Below are 22538 nucleotides of genomic sequence, written 5' to 3'. Positions count from 1 at the left end.
AATAAATTAGTCTTCAACTTGAACATTCTTGACAGTTAATTGTGCCCCTATGAAAATAGTAACAACAATCACTGCAACAATCCAAAATGCTATACTATTTTTCCCTTCAAATATTTGTTGGAAAAACAATGCACCAAATGTACCACCAATAATTGGACCTACAACTGGTATCCATGCATATCCCCAACCAGAATCACCTTTTCCTGAAATCGGCAAAATAAAATGGGCAATACGTGGACCCAAATCGCGGGCAGGGTTAATCGCATAGCCTGTTGGGCCACCTAAAGCCATCCCAATCACAATAATTAACAGACCAACTAAAAATGGATTTAAACCATCTGTAATCGTATTTGTACCTAACGCTAAAATGCCTAATACTAAAATAAATGTTCCTATCATTTCAGATAGTAGATTTGATAAAGGATGCTTAATAGCTGGCATTGTGGAAAATGGCGCTAATTTTGTATCTGCATCTGCTGTTGCCTGCCAATGTGGTAAATACATAAAGTAAACAAGCGTTGCTCCTAAAAATGCACCAATCATTTGTGCTGCAATATATGCTGGTACATCTCCCCATGGAAAATTGCCAATCGTGGCAAGAGCAATGGTTAGTGCAGGATTTAGATGAGCACCGCTAATTCCCCCTACTGCATAGGCTGCCATTGCAACAGCAAGTCCCCATGCAAAGGTAATAACAATCCATCCACCACCAAAGCCTTTCGATTTGTTTAGCACAGTACCAGCTACAACGCCGCCACCAAATAAAATAAGAATCATTGTGCCGACCAGCTCAGCTGTAAACGTAGACATAGTGAAGTCCCCCTTTGTGATAATAGCCCATAGAAAACAAAAAGGAACCCACATTTAATCAAACTACATTAAAACATGTAGATGAACAAATGTGGGTTCCTTTTCCTAACCACGCGCTTATGAACTTAAGTTCATTTTAGAGAAAAAAACATACAGAGTCAACTATTTATTGAAATTTTCCCATAATTTCTTATTAGATGTTGTAACGGCGATAGCGCCCCCAGTTAACGCTTCTTCAATATTGTCCACTGTACGCACTAAGCCACCTGTAATAACAGGGATTTGTGTCCGCTCATAGATTTCTTGAATCATAGACGGAATAATGCCTGGTAATAGCTCAATATAATCAGGCTGTGCTGTTTCAATCATCGAATAACTTTTTTCAAGAGCAATCGTATCAATCAAAAACACACGTTGAATAGCCATAATTCCACGAGCTTTGGCTTTCATTAGCATATTGGAACGAGTTGAAATAATACCAGCGGGACGAACATCATTACATAAAAAGTCCGCTGCAAAATTATCCGTTTTTAAGCCATGAATTAAATCAGCATGAATAATTAATTTTTTTCCATGCCGATGTGCCTCACGCTTTAAAGACATCAATAAGCTAATATGCACCTCCAAGAGGACAATATAAGTGAATGGACTTGCTATTATTTCGTCAAACTGCTTAACAGTACGCGCTGCAGGAATTACCTGTTGATTATCAAAATGCATACCATTCTCTCCTTCCCTTATAATACAGGGTAAATGCTCACCTTATATTATGAGAGTAACTACCTCATTATAGCGCAGTTGTCGCTCGTTTTATTTCTTTCTTAACATCTTCTTCATATTGTGTACGTTGCTGTGCTGTCCAGTTGAGTTGCTTAGCCATTTCATCTAAAATAGCCTCTTTATATTGTTTAACAATGGCCATTTGGAAGAACATATATCCTGTACGGCGAACCATAAAGTCATTCGGATGAACGACCAATTCATGATGAATACCATACATTAATTGTGCATACAGCCATGATGGTAAAACTGGATGTCCTTCCTTAACATAGTTAAAGACAATATCTACATTGCTACCATAATGCTGTGTTAAAAATTTAGCCTCTTCTTCGGATAAGCCTAATTTTTTGCCTAATCTTGTATGGTCATGTAAGAAGGCATATAATTTCTTTGAACCGCCAATGTCACCACCAGAAATTGGTATTTTTTTTGTTGTACATGGAGAAGATTGAATGCCAAATTGTTGCTCTAGTTCCTGTGCAATCGTATTTAATACCGTTTCAGCCATTTTACGGTAGCCTGTTAATTTCCCACCTGCAATTGTTACAAGTCCTGATGGTGATACCCACACTTCATCCTTACGAGAAATTTCAGACGGATTTTTTCCGTCCTCATGAATCAACGGACGCACACCTGCCCAGCTTGATTCAATATCCGCATCTGTCACCTTTACATTTGGGAACATATAACGAATCGCGTTCATTATATAATCGCGATCCTCTTGATAAATATCCATATTACGAGCATCGCCCTCATAGAACGTATCTGTTGTTCCTACATAGGTCTTACCTTGACGAGGAATGGCAAATACCATACGACCATCAGGTGTATCAAAATAAACAGCTTGTTTTAATGGGAATTTTGATTCATCAAAAACAATATGCACACCTTTTGATAAAATTAAATGCTTACCTGCCTGCTTCCCTTCAATTGTGCGCACATCATCCACCCATGGACCAGCAGCATTAACCACTGCCTTTGCACGAATATCGATTGTACGGTCTGTTATTAAATCCTTTGCTACAATGCCATTGATTTTTCGCTGTTCATTATATAAGAAGTTTTCGGCTTTCATATAATTAATTAATGTTGCACCTTTTTCAATCGCTGCCTTCGCTACCTCAATCGTTAAACGAGCATCATCCGTACGGTATTCCACATACATACCACCGCCAAGTAATCCCTTTATTTTCACTAATGGCTCCTTCTCAACGGTTTCAACTGCATTTAACATATAACGACGCTCAGCACGTCTGACTCCTGCTAAAAAATCATAGACACGCAAGCCAAGATTTGTAGAGTATTTTCCAAATGTCCCGCCCTTATGAAAAGGTAACAGCATCCAAACAGGTGTTGTCACATGTGGACCATTTTCATAAACAATGGCACGTTCCTTTCCTAACTCTGCTACCTCTTTTATTTCAAATTGCTTTAAATAGCGTAAACCGCCATGTACTAATTTTGTTGAACGGCTAGAGGTACCTGCTGCAAAATCCTGCATTTCCACTAATGCTACAGAAAGACCGCGAGCAATAGCATCTAGTGCAATACCACACCCTGTAATGCCCCCACCAATTACTAATAAATCATACTCCCTGCCTTGTAGTTCCTCCATTGTTTGTTGTCGTTGTATCGCAGAAGCTGTACTCATATTTTATTTCCTCCCTCATCATTTTAAAGATAAAAAAAGACCATCAAAAGCATATGTACACTAGGTACATACGTTTTCAATGGTCTCTCAGTTACTCAAACCTGCTATTAACTTACTTTTTATTGTAATATGCACATTCGAAAAAGGCAAGTTTATGTTTTAGCAGTATACTGTTATGTGAAGAAATATGCGCTACGAAAGTAGCTTCACATGCCTAAACAAAAACGTTTTTTAGCAAAAGATGATAGTCTCTACTGTTCATTTGAAACTTAATAAACATTTGATCGTAAATATATTAAAAAATTGTAACGGTTAAAAAGGATTGAGAATTTATGAAGGATTGGTGGCAAAGAAGAAAAGGCAAGAAGTACCACAGCGGTTATACATTTTTAGATCTCATTTTTGATGTACTCGTTTGGATACCTGAACTCATTCTCTTGCCTTTTAGAGTCCTTTTCTGGTTACTTAGAGGCATAGGGAGATTGATTGGTGATGTATTTGATTTTGTCTAAAAAATGCTGTTTGCTTATAAAGGTTAAAATAAATAGGAAGATTCATTTGTAGCCTTTATACCAGAAAAAAAGCAAGAGTAAGGAGTCGATATTGCTTACTCCTGCCCTTGCTTTTTATGAATTATGCTCCATTCTTACCAGCTAACAGGTCACTCCATATTATTTGCTTCAAAGTTATCTAGCAATGCACGCACTTCATCTGTTGATTTCGTGTTCATCAATTGGCTTCTTAATTCACCAGCTCCACGGAATCCTTTGACATAAATTTTGAAAAAGCGGTGAAGCCCTGTGATGGAACGTGGTAGTACTTCCGCATATTGATCTTGCAGATCGAGCTGCAGTCTTAAAAGATCAAGATACTCTTTACTGCTATGCTCTTTTGGCTCTTTTTCAAAAGCAAACGGATTTTTAAAAATACCTCGCCCAATCATCACGCCATCAATACCATATTGTTCAGCTAGCTGCAGTCCCGTTTGACGGTCAGGAATATCTCCATTGATTGTTAGTAGCGTATTTGGTGCAATACGGTCACGTAATTTTTTGATTTCCGGAATAAGCTCCCAATGCGCATCTACTAAGCTCATTTCCTTTCTTGTTCGTAGATGAATCGAAAGGTTCGCTATATCTTGTTGTAAAATATGTGTTAGCCACTCCTCCCACTCATTTATCTCCTTATAGCCAAGACGGGTTTTCACACTGACAGGCAATCCACCCGCTTTTGCTGCTTGAATCAATTCTGCCGCGACATCTGGACGGAGAATAAGGCCACTCCCTTTTCCTCTTGATGCCACATTCGGTACAGGGCAACCCATATTAATATCAATGCCTTTAAAACCGAGCTCTGCCATACCAATACTCATTTGACGGAAATAGTCGGGATTATCCCCCCAAATATGTGCCACCATTGGCTGCTCATCTTCTGTAAAAGTCAAACGGCCACGTACACTTTTCTGTCCCTCTGGATGACAATAGCTATCCGAATTTGTAAACTCTGTAAAAAATACATCCGGCCGACCCGCTTCATTTACTACATGTCGAAAAACAACATCTGTCACATCTTCCATTGGTGCCAGCACAAAAAATGGTCGTGGTAAATCACGCCAAAAATTATCTATCATGTTAAACCCAAATCCTCTCACTATGAATAAAACTCTATACTTTCAGTCCAAAATATAAAGCTCAATTTTACATTTATATCATGCCCAATAACTTTTTGAAAATCAGTCACGTTTATTATATCGAAAATGTTCTTAAATGGTAATTGTCTAAATAGAAAGCAGATAGTATAGATTTCTCTACACCATCTGCTTTTCTACTCTACTAACGTTAGCCAAGCAACCGCTTCACAATGCGTCGAATGCGGGAACATGTCTACTGGCTGAATTTCCTGTGTTTGATAGCCGCCATCCTCCAAAATGCGAAGGTCACGTGCTAGTGTAGCTGGGTTACAGGATACATAGACCACTCGCTTTGGTTGTTGCTCTAAAATGGTTTTTAAAAGTGCTTCATCACAGCCCTTACGTGGTGGATCAACTACCAGTACGTCTGCTTCCTTTCCTTCCTTATACCATCTTGGTATAACTTCCTCAGCTGGGCCGGCCTCAAAATAAGTATTTGAAAAACTATTTAGGACCGCGTTACGTTTGGCATCTTCTATCGCTTGTGGGACAATTTCAACCCCCATGACTGCCTTTGCTTTTTGTGCCAGGAATAAAGAGATGGTACCAATGCCACAATAAGCATCAATCACTCGTTCATCCCCTTGCAAGTTAGCATAATCAAGTGCTTGTTTATAGAGGACCTCTGTTTGCTCTGGGTTGACTTGATAGAAGGAACGAGCTGAAATCTCAAAACGTACATCGCCAATTGTATCAATAATGATGTCCTTGCCCCAAAGATTGATGGTATCATCACCAAAAATCACATTGGTTTTTTCATTATTCACATTTTGCATAATCGACGTAACGTTCGGAACTAATCTTTGAATCACTGCAACGGCTGCCTCTTTTTGTGGGAACTTTTTCTTTTTTGTTACAAGGACAACCATGACCTCACCTGTTGCTCGTGCTTTACGAATGACAACGTGTCGCAGCATTCCTTCGTGTGTATGCTCATTGTAAGGGCGAATTCCTATCGCCGTTAATTCCTTTTTCAAGCCTGCAAGAATGGCGTCCGCTTCTCCTGTTTGAATTAAGCAACGATCCATATCTACAATGCTATGCGTTTTTGTTTTATAAAAACCTGCAATCGCTTGTCCTTCTTCATTTACAGAGAAGGGGATTTGCGCTTTATTACGGTAATGCCAAGGCTCTTCCATTCCTTTTACAGGAAGAACAGGTGCATTAATTTTACCAATGCGCTGCATCACATTGCGCACCATATTTTCTTTCCACTTTAACTGCCCCTCATAGGATAAATGCTGTAGTTGACAGCCGCCACATTGCTTGAAATAATCACAGGGTGCTACTACTCGATCTGAAGATGGCTTAATAATATCTACAACTTTTGCAAAGCCATAATTTTTCAAGGTTTTCATCACATGTATTTCAGCTGTTTCGTTCGGAAGTGCGCCTTGTATAAATAGTGGGTAGCCATCAACCTTTGCGACGCCATTGCCATCATGTGTTAAATCTTCTATATAAACTGAAAGTCGATCATTTTTTTTCACGGGTGCTGACATTCGTACATCCTCCATTTCAATCTCCTTATTGTAGCATGTGTTGGCGAATGAAAAAAGAACAAGACTTGCCCGTTATATTGTTCTCCTCACTAACTTGAAAAAAGAGCCGCTATTCGCGACTCTTTTCTTGCTCTTTTGTAATATGATAATCCCTTGGTGCCCACCAAAATGCACACAAGATCCCAAGAATGACGACAATAAAAGGTGCATAAAAAATTAAGAAACTTTGCATACCTTGATTTCCTCCTATGCGTGATTGTCTTCTTTTCCTGTCACATAGTTTTTATTGAACAAGAATAGTTTCATCAATAAATAGAGTGAAGGAAGAAGAAGGCACAGCCCTAAAATAAATGCGATGACTAAAGCAACCGCCATTTGTGTGCTTGTAAAACTATCATAAATTGTTAAATACGGATACAGTAAGTATGGATATTGTGCTATCCCATATGCAAAGAAGGCTACAGCAAATTGAGCAATAAGAAGCCCAACTGCAAGTCCGTACTTTTTACGCATGGCAATGAGCATGACTGTAATAATAAATAAGACAGCTGAAATCGCAAACATCCACCATAAATTCACCATGTGACTATAACTTTCTGGGTTAATGGATTTCATTTCATACATAATGCCCAGTGCACTAATCATTAACGGTGCTGCCCAAACAAGTGCATATTTTCGCATCAGTTTAGTCGCTTCTACGTCATTTGCTTTATGAGCATACCACGTTAAAAATACGGCTGAAATATACAGCACAGCAGCGATGCTCAGTACCACAATGCTCCAAGCAAATGGACTTGTATATAAAGTCCAGTAGTTTAGCACAGGTTGCCCATCAATCAGATCAACATAGCCTCCACCAGCAATGGCAAAAACAACAGATAAGGAAGCGGGAATTAATAAACCTGCCACACCGTATGTCAGCGTATACCCTATATGTCCTCGCGTGCCATACGATTCAAAGGCATAGTAGGAGCCACGAATTGCTAACAGTACAAGCGAAATACTGACTGGCACAAGTAAAATCGTTCCGTAATAAAAAGCAGTTTGTGGGAAAAATCCAACGATCCCTACGAAGAAGAATACTAAAAAGACATTGGTTACTTCCCAGACAGGCGATAAATAACGTTTAATAATATTTGTTAAAATATGATTTTTACCAATTAGTAGGCTATAAGCGTTGAAGAAGCCTGCACCAAAATCAATGGATGCGACAATGACATAGCCAAATAGAAAAATCCATAATACGGAAATACCTAATACCTCTAACGTCATAGGATGTCACCGCCTTTTTCAGAGTGGCGATCTTCAATTTCACGCTCGATTGGATTCTTTTTAAACATTCGAACCAAGACGACAATACTTCCTACCGCTAATACTGCATATACACCTGCAAACAACAACAGCATTAAATCCACATGATCACTCGTTGTGGCTCCTTCTGGTGTTCGCATCAAACCATAAAGAATCCATGGTTGACGTCCAACCTCTGCAAGCCACCAGCCTGCTTCGATGGCGATGATTGACAGAGGTCCTCCCGCAACAATAATCCATCGATACCACCGTGAATGTATAAACTGCCAGCCCCGTGCTTTCCCTACAACATACAGTAATGAAACTAGCACCATAAACATACCTATAGAAACCATGATATCAAAGAGATAATGAATATAGAGTGGTGGTAAATCCTCCTCCGCAAATTGATCTAAGCCAATTACCTCTGCGTTAGGATTAAAATGTGCAAGAATGCTCAAAGCATACGGAATTTTAATGGCGTATTTTACTTCTTCTCCATCTAATACACCAAATAATACAAGCGATGCTTTACCCTCTGTTTCAAAATGCCATTCTGCAGCGGCTAGTTTTTCGGGTTGATATTCAGCTAAGTATTTTCCTGAAAAATCTCCAATTACAGCAGCAGCTATGGAGAAAATTAAGCCAATTTTCATAAGTAAAAGCAAGGATTTTTTATGGTATACATGCTTAGAGCCTTTTAACATTCTGTATCCCGCAATAGCTGCTAGTACAAATGCTGATGTCATATACGCTGTCACAAGTACATGCGCTACCTTTGTCGGCATGGCTGGGTTAAACATCGCTAAAAAAGGTTGAATATTGACAAGTTCTCCGTCTACAATATCAAATCCTTGTGGTGCATTCATAAAAGCATTAACAATTGTAATGAAGACCGCTGACATCGACGCTCCAACAGCGACAGGAATTAATAGTAGCATATGTTTTTTCTGACTATCAAAGCGGTCCCATGTATATAAATAGATCCCTAAAAATATAGCTTCAAAGAAAAATGCAAACGTTTCCATAAACAGTGGTAATGCAATCGTTTGACCAGCAAGTTGCATAAAGTTAGGCCACAATAATGAAAGCTGTAAGCCAATGGCAGTTCCTGTTACAACACCTACGGCCACAGTAATAACAAAACCACGCGCCCAACGTCTCGCCATTAAGATATAATGCTCATCATTCTTTTTATACCCAGTCCATTGAGCAATCATAATCATCAACGGAACACCTACACCAATCGTTGCATAAATAATATGGAACGATAATGTTAACTCCGTTAATGCTCGACTCCAAAAGACTGCTGATTCATTAATCATCTCATTGCCCCCCTAACTTCCAAATATTCTTCCAAGAATGGAAAGTAGCATAATAATTGCAACACCAAAACTTATCCATATAAGTTTCTTTTCTTGTGACTTATACAAAGGCAACACTTCCTTTCCCTTATCCATACCCCCATTTTCCACTATTACAACGAATAAAACCTTAATAACGGACCGAAATTTCAGGCTATTATTAAGGTTTCAAATTTTGTTCAACTAATATACGCACATTTGCCAAACATTTTTCTAAATTCATTCACAATCTAAGTTCTAAAGATGAAATTGTATAATTTAGTCCATTCCAATTTAATAAAGCAAGCAATCGGATTAAGTAGGTTTTCAGAGATTCTTATGTGGCACAGTTCTGGTTTTCGGCTCTATTGGGAAGGTTAACTTTGGGAGTGTGGGGGGGGTAGATATTTTTGGGAGTGGTGAAGCTTTTCTCTTTAGGGGACTTCCTAATATGCAGATCCCTTACTTTTATAAGTACGATCAGATAGAATCCAAAAAGCTCATCCAACTAAAATAGGATGAGCTTTTTGGATTGATTAAATACGGTCTTCTTCTCGAATATCTGCAAGTGGGACAAAGATTTCAATGTGACGCTTCAGATTTTCAAATGTAGCCGGTGCGTCTCCGCCATATTCGCCATCTAGGTTAAGATGGACTTCGTTTTCAGTCGTGACTTTGACAACGCTGGCTTTTTTATAAATGACACGATCGTCATTTAAATGTTCGCCTCGTAATGCCATAGCAGCTAGTTGAATAAACTCTGGAAGGCTTACTTTTTTCAGTACTATTACTGTAAAGTAACCATCATTAATACTCGCATCAGGGGCAAGTTTTTCAAAGCCACCTACTGAATTCGTTAAACCACATAGGAACATCATGGCGTCCCCATCAAATACTTCGCCATCATATTCAATACGCATATGGGAAGCTTTGATGGATGGAATCATTTCTACTGCCTTTACATAATAGGCTAACTGACCAAGCATTGTTTTCATTTTACTTGGTACTTCATAAGTGAGTTCTGTAATGCGTCCCCCAGCAGCAATATTAATGAAATAGCGTTCGCCATTTAAGAGACCCACGTCCACTGGTAATGTGTCGCCTTGAATTATAATGTCTACAGCCTCATCAATATTTCGAGGAATATGCACAGCACGGGCAAAATCATTTGTAGTGCCCATCGGAATTAGACCAACTTTCGGACGGTTTTCAAATGGACTTACACCTGAAACAACTTCATTTAATGTGCCATCTCCACCAACTGCGATGATGATATCAAAACCACGCTCTACCGCATTTTTTGCTGCAAGCGTTGCATCTCCCTCACATGTTGTTGCATGACAGGATGTCTCATAGCCTGCTACCTCTAGTTTTTCCAACACCTCTGGTAGATGTTTCTTAAATACTTCGCGTCCAGATGTAGGATTATAAATGATTCTTGCTCGTTTCATAACATACCTTCCTGCTTCATAAGATTCTATTTCATTCAACGAAATTCTACGTTGAAATGTTGCAATGCTCTTGTTATTTTTGTAATGCGTTTGTTACCTGTTTTTTGAAGTCCTCATAGACATACGTCCAGTAAGTTGAGTTCGAGATATTTTCCTCTCGAATTTCTGCATAAAGAGCTTTTTGAGCTTCTTCAAATGTTGGATCTTCTTTATCTGGTAAACTCGCTCGTTTCGTTACGACTAACTCTTGTAATTCAGGCGCACGTGGTCCCCATTTTCCTACAACCTCACCTGCATCATCTAACAACAGATAAATCGGGATAGCACGACCACCGTTTGTTAAATAACGATCAATTAACTCTGTATCAGCATCGCGAAAAACGGTACGCATTTCTAACCCTGCCGCTTCAGCAACACGACGAATAATAGGATTGTTTAACATAGCGTCTCCGCACCAATCTTCTGTAATGGTTAAAATTTTTGGCTGCTTATCTTTTAGTAATTCGATGAAGCCATCGTTTGTTGGCACTTCAAAACCATCATAAATACGGAAGCTCTCTTCTTTCAACGTCGTCATGTTCTCCATATATTGTTGTATCGAAATAGCTTCTTGAAAATATTGTTGTTCAGTTTTCATTGGCTCGTCCCCCTTATTATTGTCTATTCTATATTTTGCTATGAATACTCTTTTTAAACAACTATTAAGTGTTATAAATTGCAAATTAGTTACATTTTTGAAAATTAATAGCCGAGGGAGCAATAAAGCTCTCTCGGCTATTATGTTACAACGAGTATTATCGTTTGGCAATTTCTTGTTGTAATAATTTATTAACCATTGGAGGGTTGGCTTGACCTTTTGTTGCCTTCATAATTTGACCAACTAAGAAGCCAATCGCACGATCTTTACCATTTTTAAAGTCTTCGATAGATTGTGCATTGTTATCTAAAACTTCTGTTACGATGGCTAGTAGTGCACCTTCATCGGAAATTTGAACTAAACCTTTCGCCTTCACAATATCCTGTGCAGAACCACCGTTTTCTACTAATTCAGCAAATACTTTTTTACCGATCTTAGAAGAAATTGTTCCGTCAGTGATCAATTTCACCATCTCAGCAAGGTTTTCTGGTGTTAGTGCAGTATCTTTAAGGTCTTTTTGTTCCGCATTTAAGTAAGCTGAAACATCACCCATTAGCCAGTTAGCAGAAAGTTTCGCATCTGCACCGTTCACAATCATTGCCTCGAAGAAGTCTGAGATTTCTTTAGAAATAACAAGAACTCCTGCATCATATGGTGTTAAGCCTAATTCTTCTACATAACGTTTTTTACGAGCATCTGGAAGCTCAGGAATTTCTGATTTCACTCTCTCTAGCCATGCATCATCAATCGAAAGACGAACTAAGTCTGGCTCTGGGAAGTAACGGTAATCATCTGTTCCCTCTTTCACACGCATTAAAATTGTTTTACCTGTTTTTTCATCGAAACGACGTGTTTCTTGCTCAATAATACCGCCTGATAATAATACATCTGCTTGACGTAATTCCTCATGCTCTAAACCACGACGAACATAGTTGAAGGAGTTCAGGTTTTTAAGCTCCGTTTTTGTGCCAAATTCTTCTTGACCATACGGACGAAGAGAAATGTTGGCATCACAACGTAATGAGCCTTCTTCCATCTTACAATCAGATACGTCTGTATATTGAATAATTGATTTTAATTTTTCTAGGTAAGCATATGCTTCGTTTGGTGTACGAATGTCTGGCTCAGAAACAATCTCAACAAGTGGTGTACCTTGACGGTTAAAGTCAACTAATGAGTGATCCCCAGCATGTGAAAGTTTACCAGCATCTTCTTCCATATGAAGACGTGTAATACCGATACGTTTTGTATAGCCGTCTACTTCAATATCGATCCAGCCGTTTTTACCGATTGGTTTATCAAATTGTGAAATTTGATAAGCTTTCGGATTATCTGGATAGAAGTAGTTTTTACGGTCAAATTTTGTTTCTTGTTCGATTTCCATATTAAGTGCAAGTGCAGCACGCATTGCGAAATCTACTACATTTTTGTTAAGGACTGGTAGGACACCAGGGTACCCTAAATCAATTACTGTTGTATTTGTATTTGGTTCAGCACCAAAATGAGCTGGTGCTGGTGAGAAGATTTTTGAGTTTGTTTTCAACTCAACGTGTACTTCTAAACCAATGACTGTTTCAAAGTTCATGTTATTTTCCCTCCCACATTTGAGGAACTTGTTTATGGAACTCTGTTGCTTGTTCAAAAGCATGAGCTACACGGTAAATAGTTGCTTCATCGAAGTATTTACCAATAATTTGTAAACCAAGTGGTAGTCCGTTTTCAAAGCCACATGGAATTGAAATAGCAGGTACTCCAGCTAAGTTCATCGGGATTGTTAAAATATCGTTCGCATACATTGTCATCGGATCATCGACGTTTTCACCAATTTTAAATGCTGGTGTTGGGGATGTAGGCCCAATGATAACATCAAAGTCTTCAAATACTTTGTCGTAGTCTGCTTTGATAAGTGTACGTGCTTGTTGCGCTTTTTTATAATACGCATCATACGTGCCGGCACTTAGTGAGTAAGTTCCAAGCATGATGCGGCGTTTTACTTCATCACCAAAACCTTGTGCACGTGTTTCTTTATAAAGGTCCATCAAATTTGTAACATTTTCTGCACGGAAACCATAACGGATACCATCGAAACGAGATAAGTTAGAAGACGCTTCAGATGAAGAAAGGATATAGTATGCAGCAAGTGCATATTTTGAATGAGGAAGTGATACTTCTTCTACAGTAGCACCTAGGCCTTTTAATACCTCTAATGCAGTAAGCACTGATTGACGTGCTGCTTCGCCAACACCTTCACCAAGGAATTCTTTCGGTACAGCAATACGTAAGCCTTTTACATCACCAGTAAGCGCTGCAGCGTAATTTGGTACCTCTACGTTTGCCGATGTAGAATCATTTGGATCTAAGCCTGCGATGGCTTCTAATAATAGCGCATTATCTTCAACGTTGCGTGTAATTGGTCCAATTTGATCTAAAGAAGAGGCAAATGCAACTAGACCAAAACGAGATACACGACCATATGTAGGCTTCATCCCTACAACACCACAGTAAGCTGCTGGTTGACGGATTGAACCACCTGTATCTGAACCAAGAGAGAATGGTACTTCACCTGCTGCTACTGCTGCTGCAGATGCACCTGAAGATCCCCCTGGTACGTGGTTTAAGTTCCATGGATTTTTTGTTGTTTTATAGTATGAGTTTTCGTTAGAAGAACCCATTGCAAACTCGTCCATGTTTAATTTACCCACTGTAATCATGCCAGCTTCACGTAACTTATTGACAACAGTGGCATCATAAATTGGCATAAAGCCTTCTAGAATTTTAGAGGCACAAGTTGTTTCTAAACCTTCTGTTACGATGTTGTCTTTCACACCGATTGGAAGACCAAACAGTGGTCCACGCTCTTCAAATGGGACTTTATCCATTTCAGCAGCTTGTGCAGTTGCTTTTTCTTCGTTTGAAGCAAGGAATGCTTGTACATCGCTGTCAAGCTTTGCAATACGCTCGTATGCTTCTTTCGTTAAGTCAGCGATTGATAAGTTACCTGCTTTCATTTCCGCTTGTAACTCCTTAGCTGAACGTTCAAATAACGTCATGAGGAATCCTCCTATGTTTTAGTATTACATGATAGCTGGTACTTTTACTTGACCATCTTCTTGTTCTTTTACGTTTAACATCATTACTTCACGGTCTAAACCTTTTACAGCTACGTCTTCACGCATTACATTCACTAGTGGTAAAACGTGAGTTGTTGGTTCAACATTCGTTGTATCTAGCTCATTTAACTGCTCCGCAAAGTCTGTAATTTTTCCAAGCTGTTCAGCAAATTTCTCTGCTTCTTCTTCTGTAATAGCAAGACGTGCTAAATTTGCCACGTGCTTTACTTCTTCTTTTGTTAATTTAGCCATTTTTCACACCTCCGAATACTGGTTCAATTCATTGTTTTTATTGATAACAATAGGGTTGAATAAAGTTAACCATGCCAATAATCATAACATTTTTCATATTAAAAATCACAACTTTCACTAAAAATATAGAAACTTTCACTACTATAACAAAGTGTTGTCTCTATCTACCTATTGTGTCCCTCTAATTCTAGCCATCTACATAAAAATATAGCCAGCACAAAGGCTGACTATATTAATCATAGACATGCACGTAAGGGTCCTTATCATTGGCCTTCTTAATGATTAATGCCTCTGGACCATTTATAGAAGTAACGCTCACCTCAACATGAATATTATCAAATTGATTGATTAGAATACCCGTCAAATATTGCGTAAAGCCTATTATTTCTGCTTTACCGAAAAATTGGATTGGAATTTCAATCGAAAGATTTTGTATTTGCTTATTACGATAGAAGCCTGTTCCGATCACACTTGTATAATTCGAGAAATATTTATCAACGTCTTGCTTAAAAATTTTGAAGTTATTGCTGACATCTCGGTAAACATCCTGTGAATCATCAGTTGGGAACAAGACATAATTTTCATCGATACCTTCCCACTCTGCAATACTGTTCTGTCCAGCTTTTGCTATACCATAGCTAAAATATGACCCTGGAATAATTTGATTGCGAGCTTGCTGCTTAAACAAACCAACAACAATTGGTACATCTTTTAACTCTTCGCGTGTACGTAAACGGGAAACAATTTCAGCGGCCATTTTTTTGCCTTGCTCAACAAGTTCAGCTTCTGAAATTGGTTTTTCGTAATATTCGCCATACTGTTCTTTTTGGTAATAATAAATAGAGTTTAAGGCAAGACCTATTGAAATTCCGCCTAATTTCACTTTATTATCATTCGTTTTTGTTAAGTAATTTTGCTCTACAATGTGGGATAAATAAACGGGAGCCTTCGTTGCCCGTTCTTCTGGTGTCATTGTGTCTGTGGTCGGCGGATTTAATCCATCTTCTGTTTGTGAACTACGGGCAAGCCAAGAGCTCACCGTACTTTCAGCTAAATATTGACCTTCTTGGAAGTAATAGTTTTCCGTGTCAAACTCATTTTGAGATAGACGCATTAAACCAGATTCAACTTCCTTCATATCATATTTCGTATAAATATTAGACACAACAAGACCTCTGCTTGCACTCTCTTTATAAGGAATAAGCGTCTTATAATAGGATTCATCAATTTGTATGCTTGGGATAATTGTTGTTTCAGCTTTTTCTTTCTGTTGCGTTTCCTGTGTAAGCTCTGTTTCCTTCTTGTCAGAAGGTACACAGCCGACTAGCATTGCAGCAGCTACGATTGCTGGAATGAGTCGAAAAGACTTCATTATTTAGTGCTCCTTTACTAATAGTCAGTTTTAGGTCGAAGAATCACTCGACGCCATGATGTAATCGTTTCGCATTCTCCCTGTGAGAAAGATATGCTGTCATGCACTTATTAGATGAGGTTAAGTTGTTCAATTAAGTTGTCTTCATTCCAAACTTCGATACCTAATTGCTCAGCCTTTGTCAGTTTAGAGCCTGCATCTGCTCCTGCGATCACAAGGTCTGTTTTTTTGCTGACACTGCCTGTGACAGTACCACCTAACTCTTCTATTTTCGCCTTTGCTTCGTTGCGTGTCAATTGCTCAAGTTTACCAGTTAAAACAATTGTTTTACCTGCAAAGGGACTATCACCTATAGCCACTTCTACTTTTTTACCTTTATACGTCATATTCACACCTGCCTCAGCAAGACGCTCAATGACTGCACGTGCATCTTCATTGGAGAAATACTCTACTAACGAAGAAGCCATTTTATCGCCAATTTCATAAATCGCTACTAGCTGTTCCTCTGTTGCTGCCATTACTGCTTCCATCGAACCAAATTGCTCTGATACGATTTTAGCTGCCTTTTCACCAACATGACGTATACCTAAACCTATTAATAAACGTTCCATTGAGTTTTCCTTTGAGGCTTGAATGGCATTCACTAAATTAGTTGCAGATTTTTCGCCCATACGTTCTAGTTCTACAAGTTGCTCAACTGTTAAATGATATAAATCAGATACATCATGTATTAAATCTGCACGCAATAATTGCTCTACTACTTTATCTCCAAGTCCATCAATATTCATCGCATTGCGCGAAACAAAGTATTTTATGCTTTCCGCAATTTGAGCAAAGCAGGCAGGATTTACACAGCGTAGAGCTACTTCACCTTCAATACGAATCAATTCACTATCACAAACAGGGCAATTTTTTGGCATGACATAAGGGACTGAATCCTCTGGACGTTGCTCTATTAGCACACCTACCACTTGAGGAATGATATCACCAGCTTTTCGAATAATGACTGTATCTCCAAGGCGAATATCCTTCTCTCGAATTAAATCTTCATTGTGCAACGATGCACGTTGTACCGTCGTCCCTGCTACTTGTACTGGCGTTAAAATAGCCGTTGGTGTTACTACACCTGTACGTCCTACTGTTAAATCAATAGTAAGTAATGTTGTGACAACTTCCTCTGCTGGAAATTTGTAGGCAATGGCCCAGCGTGGACTTTTGGCAGTGTAGCCTAGCTCATCTTGTTGAGCATACCGATCTACTTTGATAACGATACCATCAATTTCGTAAGCTAAATTCGGACGGTTTTCTGTCCAATGCTCTATAAAGGCCATGACCTCTTCAATTGTCGAGCAACGCTGACGCTCTTTGTTCGAAGGGAAACCAAGACCCTCTAAATAATCAAGCATTTCCGCATGCCCATCAATACCATATAACTCACCATCTCCACCAATAGCATAGATAAAAGTTGATAATTGACGACTTGCCGCAATTTTTGGGTCTAACTGACGTAGTGAGCCAGCAGCCGCATTACGCGGGTTAGCAAATAATTCTTCTCCATTGTCAGCACGTTGCGTATTTAATTTTTCAAATGATTTTTTTGGCATGTACGCCTCACCACGTACTTCGATTGTCACAGGATCTTTTAAACGTAGTGGGATCGCTCGGATTGTCTTTAAATTGGCTGTAATATCTTCGCCTACAACACCATCTCCTCTTGTTGCCCCTTGTACAAACACGCCATTTTCATATTTCAATGAAATAGCCAAACCATCTATTTTCAGCTCACATACATAAGAAAATTGGTCTCCAATTGCCTGACGTACTTTACGATCGAACTCTCGTAAATCTGCTTCATTAAAAGCATTTGAAAGACTAAGCATTGGATAATCATGTGTTACTTTTTTAAAGCCCTCAACCACTGCTCCACCAACACGCTGTGTAGGAGAATCGGGATAAATGAGTGATGGATTTGCTTCCTCTAATGCGATCAGTTCATGTAATAATTGATCGTATACACTATCAGCTACAACAGGATTATCTAACACATAATAGGCGTGACCATATTCATGCAATATTTTATTTAACTCCGCTACACGCTGTTCTATTTCGTTCATTTATGTTCCTCCGCTTACGCTTTTTCAATCGGTGCAAATTGAGCTAGTAATCGTTTTATGCCAATTGGTTGTGGAAAGGCGATATCAAGCTCTGTACTATCACCTTCACCTTTTACACTGACTACCATACCCGTTCCCCATTTTTTATGAATCGCCTTATCTCCAGCCTTCCAGCCAAATTGATCTCCACCCGTTGCTTGTAAACGAGCTGTAGCAGGCTGTGTTTGTTGAATAGCACCAAGCGTGCGCTTTTGATAGCCAGCTGTTGAACGATTATTAGAGGCAAACGGTAACTTTGATTCTGCACTTGCCTTAGAAATGGACTCTGTAATGTCTTCTGAAATTTCACCTAAGAATCGGGAGGCGTTATTAAAGCTTGAACGACCAAAAATTGTTCGGCTTTGTGCACATGTTAAATAGAGACGTTCCTCAGCTCGTGTCACGCCAACATACATAAGACGGCGTTCCTCTTCCATCTCATCTTGATCGTCTAAAGAGCGTGAATGTGGGAATATATTTTCCTCCATACCGATAATAAAGACAATAGGGAATTCTAAGCCTTTAGCGGCATGCATCGTCATTAAAATAATATTGCCCTTAGAAGCATCTTCTTTATCTAGTGCATCAATATCAGCAATAAGAGCTAAATCTGTTAAAAAAGCAATTAAGCTTTTATCATCACTGCGCTCCTCAAAAGCCTTTGTGACAGATAAAAACTCTTCAATATTCTCTAGACGACTTTCTGCTTCAATTGTTTTTTCATTTTGCAGCATTGTACGGTAGCCTGATTTATCGATGACTTGCTCCACAATTTCAGTAACAGATAAATAATCCTGCATCTCTGTAAAGCCTTTAATCATTGCATAAAATTGCTCAGCTGAATTTGCTGCTTTCCCAGTTAGACCCATGAATACAAGATCATTCATCGCATCAAAAATGGAACGATCCTGATCAATCGCATAGCGTGCCATTTTTTCAAAGGATGTAGCTCCAATACTACGCTTCGGCTCATTAATAATACGTGCCAGTGATAAATCATCATCATTATTGGCAATCAGTCGTAAATAAGCTAGTAAGTCTTTAATCTCTTTTCGATCATAGAACTTTGTTCCGCCCACTATTTGATAGGCCATATTGGATTTAACAAGTACTTCCTCCATCACACGTGATTGAGCATTCGTACGATATAAAATAGCAAAGTCATCAAATGAACGATTTTCTTTTTCAATTAATTGCTGAATCGTTTGTACAACAAATTGCGCTTCTTCTTGCTCATTATAAGCTTTATATAAGGCAATTTTTTCACCCTCTGCATTTTCTGTGCGCAGTTCTTTTGGGTAACGTGTTGTATTATTTTGAATGACGTCATTTGCCGCCTGTAGGATGCGTTTAGTAGAACGATAATTCTGCTCAAGCATTATGACCTTGGCGTTAGGATAATCCTTTTCAAAAGATAGGATATTGCCAATGTCAGCACCACGCCATCGATAGATGGACTGATCGGAGTCCCCTACAACACAAATATTTTTAAATTTCTTTGCCAGTAACTGTACAAGTAAATATTGAGATTTATTCGTATCTTGGTACTCATCTACATGAATATATTGAAATTTATTTTGATAGTATTCGAGCACTTCAGGCACACGTTTAAACAATGTAATCGTCGTCATAATCAAATCATCAAAATCGAGCGATTGATTGCGGCGTAGTCTTTTTTCATAGCCTTTATAGACACGTGCAACGGTTTGTTCATAAGGGTTTTTATCGTTCATTTGTCCAGCGTAATCGTCAGCAGTAATACATTCATTTTTCGCTGCACTAATCGCATTTAAAATCGCTCTCGGCTCAAAACGTTTAGGGTCAATATTCTCATCCTTCATCACATTTTTGATGACTGATAGCTGATCAGTGGAATCTAAAATGGAGAAATTACGAGATATGCCTAGTTGATCGATATTACGACGTAAAATTCTTACACACATTGAGTGGAAAGTAGAAACCCACATACTATCGCCGGTACCATTCCCTAGAACACCATCAATACGCTCGCGCATTTCTCGTGCTGCTTTATTCGTAAACGTAATCGCCAAAATCTTTGATGGATATACTTCCTTTTCTATCACTAAATAAGCAATACGATGTGTTAAAACACGTGTTTTTCCTGACCCAGCACCTGCCATAATAAGTAACGGTCCATCAGTTGTTTTGACCGCTCTTTCCTGTTCAGGATTCATTCCTGCTAGTAAATTTTTTGTTAACTGTTCCATTTTGCACCGCCTTACAAACATTTGTTCTAAAATTATAACGTATTTTTAACAGCCTTAACAGTCGCAAGTGCAGCTTTTAAATCATCATATATAATATTTCCAACTACTACCGTATCTGCAAACTGTGCCATTTCCTTCGCTTGCTTTGCAGATGTTATGCCTCCACCATAAAAGAGCTTCGTATGTTTCAGCTCGTTTTTCACTGCGCGAACTACCTCTAGATCCCCATACATCCCGCTGTACTCGACATAAAATACAGGCAATTTAAAGAAATTTTCCGCCATGCGTGCATAGGCCACTACATCGTCAATCGTTAAATCCGTTTTCGCACCTGTTACTTGTGCTACTTTACAATCAGGATTTAAAATACAATATCCTTCTGCTACCAACTCTTCCCACACCATAATATCTCCGTACTCTTTTATGGCCTCATGATGTAAATTTTTAATCCATTTTGGATCATCACTATTTAATACCGTTGGAATAAAATAATAATCATATCCTGGAGTTACCGCATCAATTGTAGAAATTTCAAGCGCTATTGGTACCTCAAAACGACGTACACGAACAAGCAAATCTAATACGCCATCTAATGTCACATCATCCGTACCACCTACTAAAATGACATCTGTGCCTGACTCACAAATTTTTTCTAGTGCCTCATCTGAGATGTCCTTAGCTGGATCTAGCTTGAACACATGTCTCCATTCTAAATAATCCATTTAATTGACCACCTATCATTTTCTATCTATTCGTTTACAAGTATAGCTTATGATTCACGACAAAAAAATGAAAAAGACTGAGCAGAACTTCTACCCAGCCTCTTTCCCTACTATTCTTTTGGTGCTTGAAACGGTTTTTCATCAGGATACAAACGACCTAACATTTCATCATATGTATCATTCCCATAATCGAAGCAGCGACGCACACGTGAAATAGTTGCTGTACTTGCTCCTGTTTCCTTTTTAATGGATTCATAGGTTTTCTTCAAACGCAATAAATGTGCAACCTCAAAGCGTTGTGCCAACGATTGAATTTCACTAATCGTACATAAATCATCAAAAAACTTATAGCATTCTTCGATGTCTTTCAACTCTAACACGGCTTTAAATAATTGATCTGTTTGATGCCCCCGAATTTTTTCGATTTGCATGCAATTTTCCTCCCTTTAAGGCTGCGTTTTCACCATTGCTTGTAACCCTGGTGAAGATGGTACGAAATGAACCCACGACTTTCCTGGTACAAGCTTTACAGGCTCCCCTGATTGCTCTACAGCCATTGGTATTCCATTAACGTTCGTCCATTCGACTTCCCTCAAATAGCCATTTTGAAATACATACGCATTTCCACCAGACGTTAAATCAATTGCTTGGCGACCAACATCATCAATGGTTTGATGGTCCATTTCAAAAAATAGTACATTTGCCAATGATACTGTTTCGCCTGTTAACATATCCTTTGTGTCCACGCCAGCCGATTGTCGTTCATAGTGATTACTTTGATGATCATACACATACGAGTTGTGGAAATCTTCATTCTTTCCATAGTAAATATCAACTTGACTTGTTTCAATGCCTATTTTACCACGTTCATCGGGTTCATAAAAAGTCTGAAGTACTTTTTCACTGTAATTCATTGAAGCGCCTACCATTTCAGCACCTTTTAGGATGTTTTCGGATGTAATATATGAATTATGCGGAGCCACACGGTCCCTGGAACGACTAAAAAGTATACCATCATAAGCCATTCCATTGATATGATCGACGATACGATGATCGAGCATCGTTTTTGCCTCTGGACTATAGCCATGTGCTACATAAAAAGCATCAAATCCCTTTGCCATATCAATGAAATAGGAGCGTGCACTTCGAACTGGACCAATATTTTCAGGTAGCTCACTTTGGTATATTGCTAAAAAGCGTGTCACATTGCCTTCCGCAAGCATTTCATAAATGACATCTGCATCAGCCAATCCAGATTGTGGACGTGCTGCTGGATGATTATTAATTGTGACCATAATAGGCCGCTGTGTAATTTCTTCTAGCACAGCCTCCCCAGTGAGTGGAGCCACGAATTTGGGTTGTTGAACAGGCTCCTCCCCAACCGTTTCTTCCTCCACTATAGAGTCATCGTCTTCTTTGACTTTTGGTGTATCCTTTGAACATCCACCGATCAACAAAGCACTAAATGCCATTGCAATCCATAATTTCTTTGATTTGAACACAAGCATACCTCTCCTTTGAACACTTACACATGACGGCAATTGTTT

General features: G+C 38.8%; 20 protein-coding genes. 1 reads left to right on the top strand and 19 read right to left on the bottom strand.

Annotated features, from left to right (window positions below):
- Nucleotides 1-6: 6 nt before the first annotated feature.
- The 3 genes from AC6BKE_RS06590 to AC6BKE_RS06580 form a co-directional block, all read right to left on the bottom strand.
- A complete protein-coding gene (locus tag AC6BKE_RS06590) occupies nt 7-810 on the bottom strand; it encodes an MIP/aquaporin family protein (protein ID WP_036123422.1) in 804 nt (267 codons plus the stop codon).
- Nucleotides 811-972: 162 nt separating this feature from the next.
- Nucleotides 973-1530 carry a glycerol-3-phosphate responsive antiterminator gene (locus tag AC6BKE_RS06585; RefSeq protein ID WP_036123424.1) on the bottom strand — a complete coding sequence of 186 codons (558 nt, stop codon included), beginning with the start codon at nt 1528-1530 and terminating at the stop codon, nt 973-975.
- A 67-nt stretch (nt 1531-1597) separates the two neighbouring features.
- Nucleotides 1598-3241, bottom strand: a complete 1644-nt coding sequence (locus tag AC6BKE_RS06580) for a glycerol-3-phosphate dehydrogenase/oxidase (RefSeq protein WP_499856233.1) — start codon at nt 3239-3241, stop codon at nt 1598-1600.
- Between the two features lie 332 nt (nt 3242-3573).
- Here AC6BKE_RS06580 and AC6BKE_RS06575 point away from each other — a divergent pair, with 332 nt between their 5' ends.
- Complete coding sequence (locus AC6BKE_RS06575) at nt 3574-3753, top strand: hypothetical protein (RefSeq protein ID WP_089934634.1); 180 nt, start codon at nt 3574-3576, stop codon at nt 3751-3753.
- A gap of 149 nt (nt 3754-3902) precedes the next feature.
- Here the strand turns inward: AC6BKE_RS06575 and AC6BKE_RS06570 are convergent, their stop codons facing one another.
- The 16 genes from AC6BKE_RS06570 to AC6BKE_RS06495 all read right to left on the bottom strand — a co-directional run bounded on the left by AC6BKE_RS06570 (nt 3903) and on the right by AC6BKE_RS06495 (nt 22493).
- Nucleotides 3903-4871 (bottom strand): tRNA dihydrouridine synthase, encoded by a 969-nt coding sequence (locus AC6BKE_RS06570; RefSeq protein WP_101966914.1) that lies wholly within the window; start codon nt 4869-4871, stop codon nt 3903-3905.
- Nucleotides 4872-5065: 194 nt separating this feature from the next.
- Nucleotides 5066-6433, bottom strand: a complete 1368-nt coding sequence (gene rlmD, locus AC6BKE_RS06565) for a 23S rRNA (uracil(1939)-C(5))-methyltransferase RlmD (RefSeq protein WP_499856444.1) — start codon at nt 6431-6433, stop codon at nt 5066-5068.
- A 109-nt stretch (nt 6434-6542) separates the two neighbouring features.
- Complete coding sequence (gene cydS / locus AC6BKE_RS06560; protein WP_004225690.1) at nt 6543-6665, bottom strand: cytochrome bd oxidase small subunit CydS family protein; 123 nt, start codon at nt 6663-6665, stop codon at nt 6543-6545.
- 14 nt (nt 6666-6679) lie between these two features.
- On the bottom strand, nt 6680-7705 hold the full coding sequence (locus AC6BKE_RS06555) for a cytochrome d ubiquinol oxidase subunit II (RefSeq protein WP_036123446.1): 1026 nt from the start codon (nt 7703-7705) through the stop codon (nt 6680-6682).
- Nucleotides 7702-9048 carry a cytochrome ubiquinol oxidase subunit I gene (locus AC6BKE_RS06550; RefSeq protein ID WP_499856231.1) on the bottom strand — a complete coding sequence of 449 codons (1347 nt, stop codon included), beginning with the start codon at nt 9046-9048 and terminating at the stop codon, nt 7702-7704. The genes AC6BKE_RS06555 and AC6BKE_RS06550 overlap by 4 nt, the downstream gene beginning before the upstream one ends.
- 554 nt (nt 9049-9602) lie before the next feature.
- Entirely contained in the window at nt 9603-10517 is a 915-nt protein-coding gene (locus tag AC6BKE_RS06545) for a diacylglycerol kinase (protein ID WP_036123451.1), read from the bottom strand.
- Nucleotides 10518-10590: 73 nt separating this feature from the next.
- The gene (locus AC6BKE_RS06540; protein ID WP_036123452.1) at nt 10591-11154 is read right to left on the bottom strand and encodes a thioredoxin family protein; all 564 of its coding nucleotides are present in this window, start codon (nt 11152-11154) and stop codon (nt 10591-10593) included.
- A gap of 157 nt (nt 11155-11311) precedes the next feature.
- Nucleotides 11312-12739: an Asp-tRNA(Asn)/Glu-tRNA(Gln) amidotransferase subunit GatB gene (gene gatB / locus AC6BKE_RS06535; protein ID WP_036123454.1), complete on the bottom strand. Its 1428-nt coding sequence runs from the start codon at nt 12737-12739 to the stop codon at nt 11312-11314.
- Nucleotide 12740: 1 nt separating this feature from the next.
- Nucleotides 12741-14204: an Asp-tRNA(Asn)/Glu-tRNA(Gln) amidotransferase subunit GatA gene (gene gatA, locus AC6BKE_RS06530; protein ID WP_058844195.1), complete on the bottom strand. Its 1464-nt coding sequence runs from the start codon at nt 14202-14204 to the stop codon at nt 12741-12743.
- 24 nt (nt 14205-14228) lie between these two features.
- A complete protein-coding gene (gene gatC, locus AC6BKE_RS06525; protein ID WP_004225708.1) occupies nt 14229-14516 on the bottom strand; it encodes an Asp-tRNA(Asn)/Glu-tRNA(Gln) amidotransferase subunit GatC in 288 nt (95 codons plus the stop codon).
- Nucleotides 14517-14748: 232 nt separating this feature from the next.
- Entirely contained in the window at nt 14749-15888 is a 1140-nt protein-coding gene (locus AC6BKE_RS06520) for a CamS family sex pheromone protein (RefSeq protein ID WP_036123459.1), read from the bottom strand.
- 110 nt (nt 15889-15998) lie between these two features.
- Nucleotides 15999-18002 (bottom strand): NAD-dependent DNA ligase LigA, encoded by a 2004-nt coding sequence (gene ligA, locus AC6BKE_RS06515; RefSeq protein ID WP_340812173.1) that lies wholly within the window; start codon nt 18000-18002, stop codon nt 15999-16001.
- 14 nt (nt 18003-18016) lie between these two features.
- The gene (gene pcrA / locus AC6BKE_RS06510; RefSeq protein ID WP_499856226.1) at nt 18017-20269 is read right to left on the bottom strand and encodes a DNA helicase PcrA; all 2253 of its coding nucleotides are present in this window, start codon (nt 20267-20269) and stop codon (nt 18017-18019) included.
- A gap of 32 nt (nt 20270-20301) precedes the next feature.
- Nucleotides 20302-20991, bottom strand: a complete 690-nt coding sequence (gene pcrB, locus AC6BKE_RS06505; RefSeq protein ID WP_340812175.1) for a heptaprenylglyceryl phosphate synthase — start codon at nt 20989-20991, stop codon at nt 20302-20304.
- Nucleotides 20992-21101: 110 nt separating this feature from the next.
- On the bottom strand, nt 21102-21422 hold the full coding sequence (locus tag AC6BKE_RS06500) for a YerC/YecD family TrpR-related protein (protein WP_004225717.1): 321 nt from the start codon (nt 21420-21422) through the stop codon (nt 21102-21104).
- A gap of 15 nt (nt 21423-21437) precedes the next feature.
- Entirely contained in the window at nt 21438-22493 is a 1056-nt protein-coding gene (locus AC6BKE_RS06495) for a DUF3048 domain-containing protein (RefSeq protein ID WP_442916384.1), read from the bottom strand.
- Between the last annotated feature and the right edge of the window lie 45 nt (nt 22494-22538).

Source organism: Lysinibacillus sp. COL-1 (assembly GCF_059814265.1).
The sequence above is the reverse complement of the archived record's forward strand: the minus strand, read 5'-3'. Positions and strand labels throughout refer to the sequence as shown.